Origin of the sequence: Legionella genomosp. 1 (assembly GCF_900640215.1) — a bacterium.
Taxonomy (GTDB): Bacteria; Pseudomonadota; Gammaproteobacteria; order Legionellales; family Legionellaceae; genus Legionella_C; species Legionella_C quinlivanii_A.
In genome coordinates this window covers 1-14,096 of the sequence record NZ_CAAAJH010000014.1, presented here as the reverse complement: position 1 = coordinate 14,096, position 14,096 = coordinate 1, and the positions used below count along the sequence as shown (strand labels likewise).

Below are 14,096 nucleotides of genomic sequence, written 5' to 3'. Positions count from 1 at the left end.
TAAAACGGAAAAAATCAAGTGCCAGAGTTTGCATTTTGGAAGTGAAAAAATAATCAAAAAGTCAAACGGAAGCCCGATATAGTCTACTAATCAAGGCCCCCAGAGAAAGTTTATTTGCTTTTGACTTTTTTCATCAGGCGTCTTTTCTTTTTTATCTGGCGGTCAGTCAGTTTATTTTTCTTATCTTTAAAGGGATTGGAACTGCTCTTAAACTCTAGTTTCAGAGGAGTGCCAATCAAGCCCAAATGCTCTACAAAGGCATTGGTCAGATACCGTTTGTAGCTGCCTGGTAAAGATTCAAGCTGATTTCCATGAATGACGATGATAGGAGGATTATGTCCTCCTGCATGTGCGTACCGCAGTTTGATACGTCTTCCCTGAACCAATGGCGGCTCATGCTGGCTAACAATATCCTGTAACAACCGGGTCAGTTTGGGCGTTGAAAACGCCTGTACTGCAGAAGCGAAGGCCTCCTTGATATCTTTGAATAATAATCCTACTCCACTGCCATGCAATGCAGAAATAAAACGGATTTTGGCAAAATTTGCAAAATGGAGACGTCGTCCGATTTCACTACGCACATGCTCCTTATGATCCTCCTCTAATCCATCCCATTTATTGACAGCGATAACCAGCGCCTTCCCGGCTTCGATAATAAAGCCCAGAATGTGCATATCCTGCTCGGTTAAACCTTCTTTTGCATCGATCAGCATTAAACAGACATGTGAGTTTTTGATAGCCTGTAGAGTTTTAATAACCGAAAATTTCTCAATTTTTTCATCAACCCGAGCTCGGCGGCGAACTCCGGCTGTATCAATTAATATATAGCGTTGCTCATCTCGCTCAAAAGGAATTGAGATGCTGTCTCGAGTCGTTCCAGGCATATCATAAACAACAACTCGTTCTTCGCCCAGTATGCGATTGATTAAGGTAGATTTCCCAACATTGGGTTTACCGGCAAATGCAATTTTAATCTCGTTTGGATTATCATTGTCCAGATCCGATTCGACAGAGTTAAAATCAGCCGTTAAATCATGCAATAGATCCGACATGTTTCGACCATGAGTTGCCGAAATGGGATAGATATCAGAAAAACCCAGTTGCTGAAACTCTGAAATGGCAATTTCTTCGTCAAGGCCATCAATTTTATTTACAACAAGATAGACAGGCTTGCCCAGTTTGCGCAGTTGAACAGCGATTGTTTCGTCAATCCCTGTTCGTCCATCTCTGGCATCCACCAAAAAAAGAATGACATTGGCTTCTTCAAGAGCCATTGCCGACTGTTTAGACATTAAGGCATCCACAGCCAAATCTTCGACACCTACCCCGCCTGTGTCGACAATGATGAACGGTCTGTCTCCAAACTCTGCCTGACCATACTGCCGATCTCGTGTTAACCCGGGGTAATCCGCCACTAATGCGTCCTGAGTCTTCGTTAACCGATTAAACAGAGTGGACTTGCCTACATTAGGCCTGCCCACTAATACAACCACTGGAATCATGCTTACCCTACTGAAAATCGGCTTAATTTGCCGTTATTGGTCATTACATACACATCTTTACCTGAAACACTTGGTGTTGAAGTAATTGCACTTCCTACCTGAGCTCTCGAGATAAATTCCCCTGACTGAGCTGAAAGAACATGCAGCATTCCAGTTTTATCACCAATCAGTAAACGGTCGCCCGAGATCACCGGCTCCGTCAAGCCACGTGCTTTCAATGCGACCTGTTTCCAGTTCACCTGCCCGTTTTGCTTATTAATAGCCCAAACAACATCCTCACTATCAGTCATATAAAGCGTGTTGCCTTGTACTGTCATATTCTTATAAATGGAGGCTGGTTTTCTCCATATAAACTGGCCATCGGAGAGGGAAAATGCACCGACATACCCCTGATAGCTGCCTAAAATAACTGTTTGCCCTTCAACGATGGGATCTGCGTCGATATCTACCAGACGCTCAACATCACTGGCACCGCTGGCAAATGCGATGCTACGTTGCCAGATCACATGCCCGGTCTGAATATCTACCGCATCCATTTTGCCATCGGAGTAGCCTACCAATGCGGTTTGATTGTTCACTACTACCGGAGATGAGCTTGCTTTCAATACCAGGCCTGGTGCGCCATGATCAGATACCCATAATTGTTCGCCGGAAGCCAGGTTAAATGCGTACAGGTTACCATCAATCGTTTTTGCCAGCACTTTACCTTGAGCAATCACAGGCTTTGACAATACTTCACCCGACACACTGGCCTGCCAACCATCACTGCCGTCAGCTTGTTTTAGAACAATCACCTTGGAATTTTCAGTACCCACGGCAATGTAGCCAGCGCCAACACTAGGGCCGCTAACTAACACATTGTCCAGTTTACGTGACCAAAGAATTTTTCCATTTTTTTTGTCGATCGCTTCAACTGAGCCACTGGCATCCGCTGTATATATCGTATTTCCAACGATAACCGGTTGTAATTTAAGATAATTCCCTGAGTGCTTGGCATGACTGACAGGAACAGACCATTTTTCAGTTAATGCCACTTTGGGTTTAATTGGCTCAAGTTCGTTTGGAACAGGGGTATTATCTTTACCTAAAAGGTAATCATCTACCGTAGAGCAGGCACTCAGAGCCGAAATTAAAACTAATAATAAACTTTTTTTAAACATGTGACCTCTTATTACTATGCTGCCTGTAAATTGCTTTTTGATACGCTTGATTGAGATAACGCGGCTAACTCATTTGTTTTCATTTCCAAAAACAAGTTGCCAATGCCATGTGTCCTCACCTCTGTAATCGCCTCTTTATAAGAAGTGATTGCCTGCTGGTAGTGACCTGTTGCGGCAAAAATATCTCCCTTCAGTTCATTGATTACAGGCATATAAGCGGCATCATCCACCGATGTCAGCTCTTCCAGTGCCTTGTCATAATTTTTTTCAGCAGCCAGAAGGCGCGCAATGCGAATCCGGGCAACCTGTTTCAAGGCTTTCATTTTAGAATGGGAGGCAACGTCCTCAAGCATGGTACGTGCTTTGCTGAAATGATTATGAGAAGTCAGCAGTTTAGCCAGAATCATGCGTGCGGCATCTGCATAGACCGTTTCGCTATAATTGGTTATTAAATCGTTCGCATAAGATTTGATTGATTTATTATCCTTATTGGAATAAGCAACCATCATGTGCTCATAGGCGTTGGATGCCTGTATGTTGACCTTTTCAACATGCCAGTTCCAATACTTGTAAGCGGATACGGCCAGCAGAATAATAGAAAGCACTATGGTAATCCGAGTGCTATACCGATTCCACCATTTCTTAATTGCTTCTAACTGTTCTTCTTCTGTCATGTACACTGACATTATCTTCTCCTGTCATCATCCAAGATGATCTGTTAAAAATTGGCCCAGGGCAGTTTGTGAAACTGTAATCTGCTCTTCCTGATTACGCAGGTTTTTAATACTGACCTCATTATTAAGTAACTCATTCTCACCAATAATGATGGCATAATCAGCACCGCTCTTATCCGCTTTTTTAAACTGGCTCTTAAAACCGCCGCCTGCTGTATTGGTCAACACTTGCCATTCCGGGTTTGTTGCTCTTAACTGTTCTGCAACAACCAGAGCCTGTAATAATTCTTGTTCACCTGTCGCTACAATAAAAAAACTGGGGTAAGCTGGCGCTTGCATGCTTATATCAAGAGTTTCCAATAATAACAGCATTCGTTCAACACCAATAGCAAAACCCACTGCAGGTGCAGGATTTCCTCCTAATTGTTCAACTAAAGCGTCATAACGTCCACCGGCACAAACAGTAGCCTGGCTGCCAAGCTTGTCAGTCACCCATTCGAACACAGTGTGACCATAATAATCGAGGCCTCTGACAAGCTGAGGATTAATAGTGTATGGAATTTCCAGACGCTCAAGACCAGAACAAAGCGTTGAAAAATGTTGACTGCTTTTTTCTCCAAGGGAATCGCCTAATTTTGGAGCATTAGATAGCAGTTCCTGCATATCTGGATTTTTGCTGTCCAGAATCCGCAATGGATTTTTATATAATCGGCGCTTGCTGTCCTCATCAAGCCGTTCAAAATGCTGACTTAAATAATTTGTGAGAATTTCCTTGTAACGCTGTCTTTCGCTGATTTCACCCAGGCTATTAATCTGTAACTTAACATGATCCTGTATTCCCAGTTCACGCCACAGACGAAAACAAAGAGCGATGAGTTCCAGTTCAATTGCAGGTCCAGGCATACCCAGTGCTTCAACGCCGAACTGATGAAACTGTCTGTAACGTCCCTTCTGAGGTTTTTCATGGCGAAACATTGGGCCTGCATACCAGAGCTTTTGTTGCTGATTGTGCAATAATCCGTGCTCAAGGCATGCTCTAAGGCATCCTGCCGTGCCCTCCGGCCGCAAACTGATACTCTCTCCGTTTAAGTCGTTAAATGTATACATCTCTTTTTCAACGATATCAGTAATCTCGCCGATAGATCGTTTAAATAATTGAGTGGACTCTACGATTGGGAAACGGATTTCATGATAACCATAACGGGACATGCAATATTTAAATCGTTCCTCGAGTCTTTGCCAGGCAGCGCTTTGCTGGGGCAAGACATCATTCATGCCTCTGATGGCCTGGATTTTCTCAACCACCCTGAACCTCCGAAGTGCTGTCTGAATCATTGCTAAACATGGACTGCATTTGTGACAGTTCTGTTAATTTGGTATCGGCTTCAGTATTGGCAGCCACAGGTTTTTCTTCGGATACTTTTTCAGTAGAAATAACCGTTTGATTTGTCTTATTTTTCTGCCACCAGAGGCTTACTGAAATCACTGCTGCAAAGGCAACAATCATAGTTATCCAGCGGACCACTTTCTCTTTACGGTTTGATTCGCGTCTGCTTTGCCACAAGGCTTTTTCCAGCTTGCGTTCTGAATTAAATAAACTGTTATAGGTTGACAGAAAAGGTTCCGGTGAAATTCCCAATAATTTTGCGTAAGCGCGCAGATAACCTTTGATAAATACCGGTTCAGGCATCTGTTCATAATTATCCGCCTCGAGTAACTCGATCACACGTACTCTGAGATGAAGTTTTCCGGCCACATATTCCTGACTAAAGCCCTTTTTTTCACGTATACGAGCTAATTGTGAACCAGGAAGTTCCTGATTGATTTGATTAACTTCATCCGTTAATGTTGTCGTATTCATTTTTTGCTCCGGTATAGTCCGCTGGTTGTTCCAACTTGCTAAGACGTTGTTTATAGCTTTCTTCCATGTCGAAGCGTCCTGCCTCATGAGCCGCATCCATTGCTTTTGTTAAAAGGACCGTATCGCTGTTAACTAAATCCTTATATTGCTCTAAATAGGTAAGTGCTTTTTCGGTATTATTGTGTTTAATTTCCAGATTAACTAATTCATAAAGCGACTGTTTGCGCTGAGAATCATGCTCCAGTGCCTTTATAAAATAACGTTCTGCTTTTGGATAATCAGGGATTTGTTCTGCGCAAAGCCCTGCATTTTCATAGGCTCCGGCAGTATGAACATATTGAACATCTTTCACGGCTTTAAGAAAATATTGCTCAGCTTGCTGATATTGTCCTTCACGACACAGGAATGCGCCATAGTTATTTAGCTGGGAACCATTTTGCGGTGCTGCTGCAAGCGCTTTCAGATAATAGGTTTTCGCCTGAGCCTTATCACCGGTCTTCTCGAGATAATAACCCATAGCGGCGTTGACGTCTGGTGAGTTTGGAGTTAAATCCAGAGCCATTAGCAATTTTCGTTTAGCCCGGGGAATATCACCCTGCTTCAGATAAGCCATTCCCAATTGCACATTATAGGAGGATGCATCATTACGTTTTTGTGTTTCAAGTTTTTTTTCAGCCTGAATTTCTGAGCTGTGTTGACAAGATATGAGCAACGAAAAAAGAGTCAGTAATAAAAGCCGTGAACAGATTAACACAATTTTTTTCACCACTATGATAAAGAGCGCCCATTATAACCGCGAATAAAGCAATTTAAAAAGACTTAGCTTTGATTTTCGTTTTGACTGACTGCTTTCTCTTTGGATTGAAAATGCAGTTTTTGCCATCGTTGCGAACGCGTGGTGCGATCTTTCACCTCTCCGGCGAGTTGTCCACAGGCGGCATCAATATCATCGCCTCGTGTTTTTCTTGTAATGGTATTAATTCCCTTGGACACTAATATGTCTCGAAACGCATCAATTGCCTCTTTGGAAGACCGTTCATACTGGGTTAAGGGAAAGGGATTAAAAGGAATCAGATTCACCTTTGATGGAATATCCTCGAGTAGTTTAACCAGCTGTCTCGCGTGTTCAGGCTGATCATTCACCCCTTTTAACATGACATATTCAAATGTCACTTTGCGCTTGGGTTCATCTTTAAAATAATACTTGCAAAGCTTCATTAACTGTTCAAGGGGATATTTTTTATTGATCGGAACAAGCACATTTCTCAATTCGTCATTAGGTGCATGTAATGAGACAGCAAGAGCTACCGGGCTGACTTCGCGTAGTCTTTCCAGATCAGGTAATACGCCGGATGTGCTTAAGGTTACTCGTTTCTTGGAGAGTCCATAAGCCAGGTCATCCATCATGATGTCCATTGCCGCAACTACATTATCAAAGTTTAGCAAGGGCTCGCCCATTCCCATCATAACGACATTGGTTATATGTTTATCATGATGCCCATCTTCTTTAGACAGGGTTCTTACAGCCAACCATACCTGAGCAATAATTTCAGCAGTGCTTAAATTCCTGTTAAATCCCTGCTTTGCCGTGGAACAGAAACTGCAATTCAAGGCACATCCAACCTGTGATGAAACACAGAGAGTTCCTCGATTGGCTTCAGGTATGAAAACGGTTTCAATGCAATTACCGCAGTCCAGCTTTAAAAGCCATTTGCAGGTACCATCTTTTGATTGCTGACAGGCTACTATTTCTGGAAGTCTGATTTCAGCAATTTGAGAAAGACGTTCGCGCAATGCCTTTCCAAGATTCGTCATTTGAGAAAAATCATGATAACCCGCCTGATGAATCCATTGCATGACTTGTTGCGCGCGAAACTTTTTCTCGCCAAGTTCTAAAAAAAAGTTTTGCATTTGCTGATAATTAAAATTCAACAAGTTGATCTTACTAGTCATGACAACCTCAGGGGATAATACACGCTTCGCAGCATTTATATAGTTTATCAGAAATTAACTGGCCGTGTTCACGAGCTCTTAATCAAGAGCTCGTGCGGATTGAAACAGAATTATCTGTCGCAAATTTCATGAGGTTCAAAGAAAAAAGCAATTTCAGTAGCAGCGTTCTCAGCACTGTCAGAACCATGTACTGCATTAGCGTCAATGCTGTCAGCAAAGTCAGCACGAATAGTGCCTGGAGCAGCTTCTTTAGGGTTTGTTGCACCCATCAGATCACGATTTTTCATGACTGCGTTGTCGCCTTTTAAAACCTGAATCATAACAGGACCGGAAATCATGAAACTCACCAAATCGTTGAAAAATGGGCGTGCTTTATGAACAGCATAAAACCCTTCAGCTTGTTCTCTGGTCAAATGTGCCATTTTTGCAGCAACTACTTTAAGGCCTGCTTCTTCAAATCGTGAGTAGATTTGACCGATAACCGATTTGGCAACCGCATCGGGCTTGATAATGGAAAGGGTTAATTCAGTTGACATCGTCACTCCATTCAGTTCTCATTAAAGCGCGCTATTATACACGAAATTCTTTCGGAATTCTTCTTATTTCTCATCTTCACCTAAACTGGCATCAAATAATAAAGATTCCTGATTTTCCTGAACCTGTGCTACATCCGGTTTGTAGTCGGGAAGTAGTTTGATCAATTCATTAATGCGTATAATGAGATCATGAAAAACACTTCGGTAGTCTCTCATTTTAACTCCCATCCTAATGACTCGATCGAAATATTCCTCCAAATCCTGTTCCGCAGCAATTACAACCGGTTTTAATTCGCTGATTCGACTTAGAATTTGCCGGTGGCGCTCTCCATCCAGAGTGATTCCGAGACTTGTTTCGACTCTGACCCAAATGTCCTTGCTAATTGAGTTATCTCCTTTGGTAAAATCGTAATGGACCAGGAGGCTAGTTAGAAACTGGGCGATTGAGTTATCAGATTCATGAATCCCTTGAGAAGCCAATTCCTGATTAATCTCCTTTGCCATTGCATGTACTTTCTTTTGCCATTCTTCAGCGTAATATCTAAGTTTTTTCTGGCTTTCTGATATTAACTGTTCTTGAGCCAGTTCATCGATATGAAATGTATCGTTAATCTTTAAAAGGGTTTGACGTTCCGCCTCCAGATCTTCTCTGGTGGCACCGCCTGGAGCTTCCTCAACTTTTCCTGTCTCACCGGACAGAAGATAATCAATGAACAACTTCTGCGCATAAAGCTGATAATCTCTCGCCTGTTGCATGATGATGCCATTGAAAACATTTTTTAAAGGCATACGCATCAGCGTATGATAGAAATTGTTTGGTGTTTTCAGTGCATAGAGTAAATCTTCATCAGCCAGCTTTATCTTATAATTTTCCAATATCCGCTTGGCGGTAATTATTCCATAGCTTGAAAACCATTTGGATAAATCATTTTCTGTTTTTTCTTCGCTCATGATGCGTCCAATTAAAATTGCAACAAGTGAATCTCAATTAGAAAACTCGGTAGGATCGCTAATTGAGGACATAATACATCTATGTTATAAGGCATATTTTGAATTATAGAATACCCTCATGCTAAGCCCTATTTCCAATGATTTGCAAATTTTAATTGATTTTTTACAAACACCTACCCCTGAAGAGTGGCTAACCGCAGGGTTAAAGAACATTCCTTTACTGTTATTGGATCATGCTCATTGCGAACGTAAAGCCGCAGCTACTGCGATCAATTTTATCAGCAAATATCCTGAACTGGCTGAGCTTGTTAAAACCATGTCTCCACTGGCTCGCGAGGAGTTATTGCATTTTGAAAAAGTGCTTGATTTAATGCGGGAACGAAACTATGCCTTTGGACCTTTACAGTCATGTAATTATGCTCAGAAAATACATGCTCATGTGACTAAAGGTGGAGGTTTTGATCGCCTGAGAGATCAGTTAATAGTAGGAGCAATCATCGAGGCGCGTTCATGTGAGCGGTTCTATGCCCTGGTTCCCTTATTAGATGACCCTGTTTTAAGCCGCTTTTATTCCTCGCTGGTTAAATCTGAAGCGCGTCATTTTCAAGACTATCTGAAACTGGCTCATTTATATGGGCAGAATGTTGAAGAGCGGTTGCAATTTTTTCTTGAGATAGAGAATCAGATCATAAGAGATAAGGATGAGCTATTTCGCTTTCATAGCGGTATTCCGGTCCCTCACTCCGTCATTTCCGCGCAGGCGGAAATCCATCCATGATTTGGTGCAGTGCTCTTGCTGAAATAGATTCCCTCCTGCGCGGGAAGGCGTTGTTGTGTAAATGAAGATGTGGGGCAAAAACTGTCTTTGCGAACCTTAGCGAAGCAATCCAGATCCTAACTTTGTTCAAGGTCCGATCTGGATTGCTTCACTTTGTTCGCAAAGACGACAAGTTATTTCCTTTGTTCTATTTGCGCAACAATGCCGCGCGGGAATGACAGATTTTCATAAGTAGAATGCGGCGGTGCTCGCTCGAAATTTTCGCGCAAAGCTCGCATTGACCGGCAATCACATAGACGGACTATTTGTATTTTCGTCTGTATTCTCATTAACATTATTGAAAGCCATTTGGAAATAGTTTTCAAAGTGTGCTCTTAATCCATTCTTACTATCCGCATTCATCTTTATATAGTCATCCTGTGTCATGGGTTTGCCTGTCGCCACATTTTTGATCGTGTTATCAGGCTCTCTTTTAAATCCATTCTTTTTTAACCAGATCAATAATCCTGTATCCACCAGATCTTTCTGATCTTTGGTAAACTCTTCATCTTTATAGCGCAAATGAGTGGTTAATTTGCCATCAGCATCAAAATTAACGGCATAATCAACGGCTTCTTGAGGTTGAGGTGTATAGAGTCCTGCTTTCTCGGCAACTGCTTTACCTATGTCGATTGCTTTTCCACCAAGCCATATAATGGCGTTTTCAACCGGATGGCTATTGGCAAAAGTGACTCTCAGCGCAATATTTAATTTCATAAACGCATTCACCAATTCTGATGCACCTGTCGACCATTCAGTGAACCCTTCCATACTGCGGTCCATTAAATGAGACGCCTTGTCATCGACCTCTTTCCAGTAAGGTTGAGCATTGGCCCAGTCTGTTTCTGCTGCAATACGCTGTTTTGCTTCGCGGGTAGCCTGAATGTTGGCATTCTCTTTAGCAATAATTTCTTCGCGCAGGCGTTTTTCTATCTCTTCTTTGTTCGTACTCATAATCTATCCTCTAAGCAAGGTTCGGCTGTCCAAATATTACTCTATTAATAAATAATAACACACTATCATGACATTATATGATTGATTTTTGCACTAGAATACCCTGTAACATAATGGGGAATTATATCATTTAAACTTTTTTTCGATTTCTTTACATTAGGCATTTACGTTCTCATTCCAAACTAACAAAACTCAAACCCTTCACATTATCGAAACTTAAAATCTTCGGAGTATTGTCCCAGTCGCTTAGTACAAATCTTCGCAGTATTGAATGCTCAGGCATTGGGTATTCGCTGATACCTGGTTTATGAGTGTGACCATGTATCAGAATGGATGTATTCTTTGACTGCATCTCCTGAATACAGTCCTCGGCCACCACATCCATTGATTCGTAACTTAGAGAACGATTCGACTGGCTTTGCTGGCGAACGCGTTCCACCATTCGATTTCTGGTACTTAAAGGCAGACTTAGAAAAAGAAAGCGGAAGAATTTGTTTCGGGTTAAACGTCGAAAACGTTGATGAGCCTTATCCAGCGTGCAATAGCGATCGCCGTGGGATAATAAGATGGCTTGTCCGTTCAGCTGGATGATACATGGATCAGCAAGTAACTGGAGAGAGGCTTTTTCAATAAATTGATGACCAATCAAAAAATCCCTGTTGCCATGCATGAAACAGGTATGAATGCCAAAAGTGGTTAGCTCTTTTAGGGATTCGGCAATTCTTTCGCTCCAGGGAGTCATACCATCATCACCAGCCCAGGCATGAAAAAAATCACCAAGAATGTATAACTGACGACAAGGATTAGTCTTTATCCAGCTAAGAAATGCTTCAAAACGCCCGGCGATCTCATTATCGCCAGGATGCAGATGTAAATCGGAAATAAAAACAGCTTCTAGCATATGGGTTCAATGTGAATGTGCTCATCCTGAAGATAAATCTGACAAGGTGTTGTACTAGGCTCAATCGCATCGCTAAGACGATAAAAGCCTGCGATAGACACCAGATCGGCCTCAAGAGCCTGGCAGAAAATACGGGCCGTTTTATCGCCAGAAATACCTGCAAGAGCTCGTCCCCTGAGAGTGCCATACACGTGGATATTTCCATCAGCAAGCAACTCAGCCCCATGACTTACCGATGCGGTAATAATCAGATCACCGCCCTTGCTAACTACCTGCTGGCCTGAGCGAACAGGAGTCGTCAATAATTTGGTTTTAGGGTTGTCATGATGAGGTACTTCTTCAGGCTGCTCATCAAGAAGCGGTTTATCATGATTCGTAGAGGCATGCAAAACAGCCATACCTTTACATTGGGCAACTGTAGACACCAGTGGATCCGCTCCCTGGACTCCTACAGGAAAAAGATTATGTTCCCTTAATTCCTGGTAAAAAATATCCAGATCAATTGACTGGTTATTCAACTGACTAAAATCCAATACAACAGGCGTATTATCAAACAGTCTGGGCGCTTTGGCTATCATTTCATTTAATTGGTGAACAAAAAGAGTCTTGTCCGTGGATAATAATTGTATCACCGTAAAAGTGTATAACCGTCCTTTTAGTTTAAAAGCCTGAGATTTCAATAAATTATCTACCATTGTTCTGATATCCACCGTCGCATTTTTTGTTTATACTAACATGAGAGGACAGATAACAGAAGGACACTATTGTGGAGAAAGTGTGGCTTAAAAATTATCAGAAAGGTGTGCCCGCTGAAATTGATATTAATGAATATCGTTCTTTGGCACAATTATTCGATGAAGCCTGCAACAAGCATGCTGATAAAATTGCCTATGAAAATCTGGGGCATGGTATAACCTATGAAGAATTAAACAGGAAATGCAACGAGTTTACGGTTTATCTACAACAACTGGGTTTAAAAAAAGGTGCACGCGTCGCTATTATGATGCCTAACGTGCTTCAGTATCCGGTTGCATTATTTGGCGCCTTACGCGGCGGTTATATGGTAGTAAACACCAATCCGCTTTATACAGCCGATGAACTGATTCATCAGATGAATGATTCTGGAGCTGAAGTTATTGTTGTGTTGGCTAATTTTGCGAAAACGGTGGAAAAAGCCTTGCCGCATACAATGCTTAAACATATTGTCGTCACGCAAATTGGTGATTTGCTTCCATTTGTCAAACGGATTATTGTGAATGCCGTTGTTAAATACATTAAAAAAATGGTTCCAGCATACCACCTGCCTCAAGCCATCAGTTTTAACGAAGCCCTGAGTCAGGGCAGCGGCAAACCAGTGCAGCCTGTTGATCTTAATCACGATGATATTGCATTTCTGCAATACACTGGTGGAACAACAGGGGTGGCCAAAGGCGCTATGCTGACTCATGGAAATATGGTTGCCAATGTGCTGCAGGCCTATACCTGGATTAGCCCAATGGATGTGGGTGAGCAGGATATTATTGTTACTGCCCTGCCGCTCTACCACATTTTTTCACTGACAGCCAATTGCCTGACCTTTTTAAAGGCCGGCGCGAAGAATGTTCTGATTACTAATCCGCGAGATATTCCCCACTTTATCAAGGAAATTAAAAATATCCAGTTTACAGCGATTACAGGTGTTAACACTCTGTTTAATGCGATGATGCATAACCCCGCTTTTCATGAAATTGATTTCAGCAAGTCAAAACTGGCGCTCTCCGGCGGAATGTCTTTACAAAAAGCCGTTGCTTTGAAATGGGTCGAACTGACCAAAAGCCGTATTCTCGAAGCCTACGGATTAACCGAGACATGTCCCGCGGTAACCATTAATCCAATGTATATGGAAGATTACAATGGCAGCATTGGTTTACCCATTTCCTCGACTGAAGTATCGATACGCAATGACGACGGTGTGGAGCTTGGATTCAATCAAACAGGCGAGCTCTGCGTCAGAGGCCCTCAGGTTATGGCTGGATATTGGCAGCGTCCGGATGAAACTGCTCTGGTGATGACTGAAGACGGATTTTTACGTACAGGGGATATGGCGCAAATCGATCAAAATGGTTTCGTTTATCTTATTGACCGTAAAAAGGATATGATTGTTGTTTCCGGTTTCAATGTCTATCCCAATGAAGTAGAGCAGGTTATCGGGATGATGCCAGGCGTACATGAAGTAGGTGTTATCGGCGTTCAGCATGAAGAAAGCGGTGAGCGGGTTAAAGCCATTATCGTCAAGCGCGATCCTGCCCTGACAGCAGAACAGGTCATTGAGCACTGCAGAGAACATCTGACAGGTTACAAGATCCCTAAGATTGTGGAATTCGTTGACGAGCTGCCGAAAACTAATGTCGGAAAAATACTGAGACGGGCTTTAAAAGAGTCATCTCGATAATTCGATAGAACGTCGATCTTAACCGTCTTTGCGAGCATCAGCGAAGCAATCCGCCTCCTTAACTTTGTTCAAGTTTCGATCTGGATTGCTTCACTACGTTCGCAAAGACGACCCTGTTACAACTGGATTTTATGATCCTCATTATTTCTTCACCGTCTTTGCGAGCATCAGCGAAGCAATCCACCTCCTTAACTTTGTTCAAGTTTTGATCTGGATTGCTTCACTACGTTCGCAAAGACGCCCCTGTTAGAACTGGATTTTATGATCCTCATTATTTCTTCACCGTCTTTGCGAGCATCAGCGAAGCAATCCACCTCCTTAACTTTGTTCAAGTTTCGATCTGGATTGCTTCACTA

14 protein-coding genes are annotated in these 14,096 nt (G+C 42.3%); 2 read left to right on the top strand and 12 right to left on the bottom strand.

What is annotated here, in order from left to right; translation table 11 throughout:
- Positions 1-110 precede the first annotated feature (110 nt).
- The 9 genes from der to E1O89_RS12285 form a co-directional block, all read right to left on the bottom strand.
- A complete protein-coding gene (gene der, locus E1O89_RS12325) occupies positions 111-1,502 on the bottom strand; it encodes a ribosome biogenesis GTPase Der (RefSeq protein ID WP_133140395.1) in 1,392 nt (463 codons plus the stop codon).
- A 2-nt stretch (positions 1,503-1,504) separates the two neighbouring features.
- A complete protein-coding gene (gene bamB / locus E1O89_RS12320; RefSeq protein ID WP_133140394.1) occupies positions 1,505-2,662 on the bottom strand; it encodes an outer membrane protein assembly factor BamB in 1,158 nt (385 codons plus the stop codon).
- Positions 2,663-2,676: 14 nt separating this feature from the next.
- Positions 2,677-3,348, bottom strand: a complete 672-nt coding sequence (locus E1O89_RS12315; RefSeq protein WP_133140393.1) for a YfgM family protein — start codon at positions 3,346-3,348, stop codon at positions 2,677-2,679.
- Between the two features lie 15 nt (positions 3,349-3,363).
- Positions 3,364-4,641 (bottom strand): histidine--tRNA ligase, encoded by a 1,278-nt coding sequence (gene hisS / locus E1O89_RS12310; RefSeq protein ID WP_133140392.1) that lies wholly within the window; start codon positions 4,639-4,641, stop codon positions 3,364-3,366.
- Positions 4,634-5,197 carry a helix-turn-helix domain-containing protein gene (locus E1O89_RS12305; RefSeq protein WP_133140391.1) on the bottom strand — a complete coding sequence of 188 codons (564 nt, stop codon included), beginning with the start codon at positions 5,195-5,197 and terminating at the stop codon, positions 4,634-4,636. Before E1O89_RS12305 ends, hisS begins: the two co-directional genes overlap by 8 nt.
- The gene (gene pilW / locus E1O89_RS12300; RefSeq protein ID WP_187347041.1) at positions 5,172-5,951 is read right to left on the bottom strand and encodes a type IV pilus biogenesis/stability protein PilW; all 780 of its coding nucleotides are present in this window, start codon (positions 5,949-5,951) and stop codon (positions 5,172-5,174) included. Before pilW ends, E1O89_RS12305 begins: the two co-directional genes overlap by 26 nt.
- 65 nt (positions 5,952-6,016) lie before the next feature.
- Positions 6,017-7,150, bottom strand: a complete 1,134-nt coding sequence (rlmN, locus tag E1O89_RS12295; RefSeq protein WP_133140390.1) for a 23S rRNA (adenine(2503)-C(2))-methyltransferase RlmN — start codon at positions 7,148-7,150, stop codon at positions 6,017-6,019.
- A gap of 110 nt (positions 7,151-7,260) precedes the next feature.
- Entirely contained in the window at positions 7,261-7,686 is a 426-nt protein-coding gene (ndk, locus tag E1O89_RS12290) for a nucleoside-diphosphate kinase (RefSeq protein WP_133140389.1), read from the bottom strand.
- A gap of 63 nt (positions 7,687-7,749) precedes the next feature.
- The gene (locus E1O89_RS12285; RefSeq protein ID WP_133140388.1) at positions 7,750-8,637 is read right to left on the bottom strand and encodes a hypothetical protein; all 888 of its coding nucleotides are present in this window, start codon (positions 8,635-8,637) and stop codon (positions 7,750-7,752) included.
- Positions 8,638-8,755: 118 nt separating this feature from the next.
- On the opposite strand from E1O89_RS12285, the gene E1O89_RS12280 reads away from it, so the two are divergent.
- Positions 8,756-9,415: a tRNA-(ms[2]io[6]A)-hydroxylase gene (locus E1O89_RS12280; protein ID WP_133140387.1), complete on the top strand. Its 660-nt coding sequence runs from the start codon at positions 8,756-8,758 to the stop codon at positions 9,413-9,415.
- Between the two features lie 288 nt (positions 9,416-9,703).
- Here the strand turns inward: E1O89_RS12280 and E1O89_RS12275 are convergent, their stop codons facing one another.
- The 3 genes from E1O89_RS12275 to minC form a co-directional block, all read right to left on the bottom strand.
- The gene (locus tag E1O89_RS12275; protein WP_133140386.1) at positions 9,704-10,408 is read right to left on the bottom strand and encodes a hypothetical protein; all 705 of its coding nucleotides are present in this window, start codon (positions 10,406-10,408) and stop codon (positions 9,704-9,706) included.
- Between the two features lie 172 nt (positions 10,409-10,580).
- Positions 10,581-11,309: a UDP-2,3-diacylglucosamine diphosphatase gene (locus E1O89_RS12270; protein WP_133140385.1), complete on the bottom strand. Its 729-nt coding sequence runs from the start codon at positions 11,307-11,309 to the stop codon at positions 10,581-10,583.
- Complete coding sequence (gene minC / locus E1O89_RS12265) at positions 11,303-12,004, bottom strand: septum site-determining protein MinC (RefSeq protein WP_133140384.1); 702 nt, start codon at positions 12,002-12,004, stop codon at positions 11,303-11,305. Before minC ends, E1O89_RS12270 begins: the two co-directional genes overlap by 7 nt.
- 71 nt (positions 12,005-12,075) lie before the next feature.
- On the opposite strand from minC, the gene E1O89_RS12260 reads away from it, so the two are divergent.
- Entirely contained in the window at positions 12,076-13,740 is a 1,665-nt protein-coding gene (locus E1O89_RS12260; protein ID WP_133140383.1) for an AMP-binding protein, read from the top strand.
- Positions 13,741-14,096 lie beyond the last annotated feature (356 nt).

Bases quoted from the DNA above. Each gene is read 5' to 3' on its own strand.
- E1O89_RS12270 (WP_133140385.1), bottom strand. From the start codon at position 11,309: ATGCTAGAAGCTGTTTTTATTTCCGATTTACATCTGCATCCTGGCGAT.
- E1O89_RS12280 (WP_133140387.1), top strand. From the start codon at position 8,756: ATGCTAAGCCCTATTTCCAATGATTTGCAAATTTTAATTGATTTTTTA.
- minC (WP_133140384.1), bottom strand. From the start codon at position 12,004: ATGGTAGATAATTTATTGAAATCTCAGGCTTTTAAACTAAAAGGACGG.
- E1O89_RS12315 (WP_133140393.1), bottom strand. From the start codon at position 3,348: ATGTCAGTGTACATGACAGAAGAAGAACAGTTAGAAGCAATTAAGAAA.
- rlmN (WP_133140390.1), bottom strand. From the start codon at position 7,150: ATGACTAGTAAGATCAACTTGTTGAATTTTAATTATCAGCAAATGCAA.
- der (WP_133140395.1), bottom strand. From the start codon at position 1,502: ATGATTCCAGTGGTTGTATTAGTGGGCAGGCCTAATGTAGGCAAGTCC.
- E1O89_RS12275 (WP_133140386.1), bottom strand. From the start codon at position 10,408: ATGAGTACGAACAAAGAAGAGATAGAAAAACGCCTGCGCGAAGAAATT.
- E1O89_RS12305 (WP_133140391.1), bottom strand. From the start codon at position 5,197: ATGAATACGACAACATTAACGGATGAAGTTAATCAAATCAATCAGGAA.
- E1O89_RS12285 (WP_133140388.1), bottom strand. From the start codon at position 8,637: ATGAGCGAAGAAAAAACAGAAAATGATTTATCCAAATGGTTTTCAAGC.
- bamB (WP_133140394.1), bottom strand. From the start codon at position 2,662: ATGTTTAAAAAAAGTTTATTATTAGTTTTAATTTCGGCTCTGAGTGCC.
- ndk (WP_133140389.1), bottom strand. From the start codon at position 7,686: ATGTCAACTGAATTAACCCTTTCCATTATCAAGCCCGATGCGGTTGCC.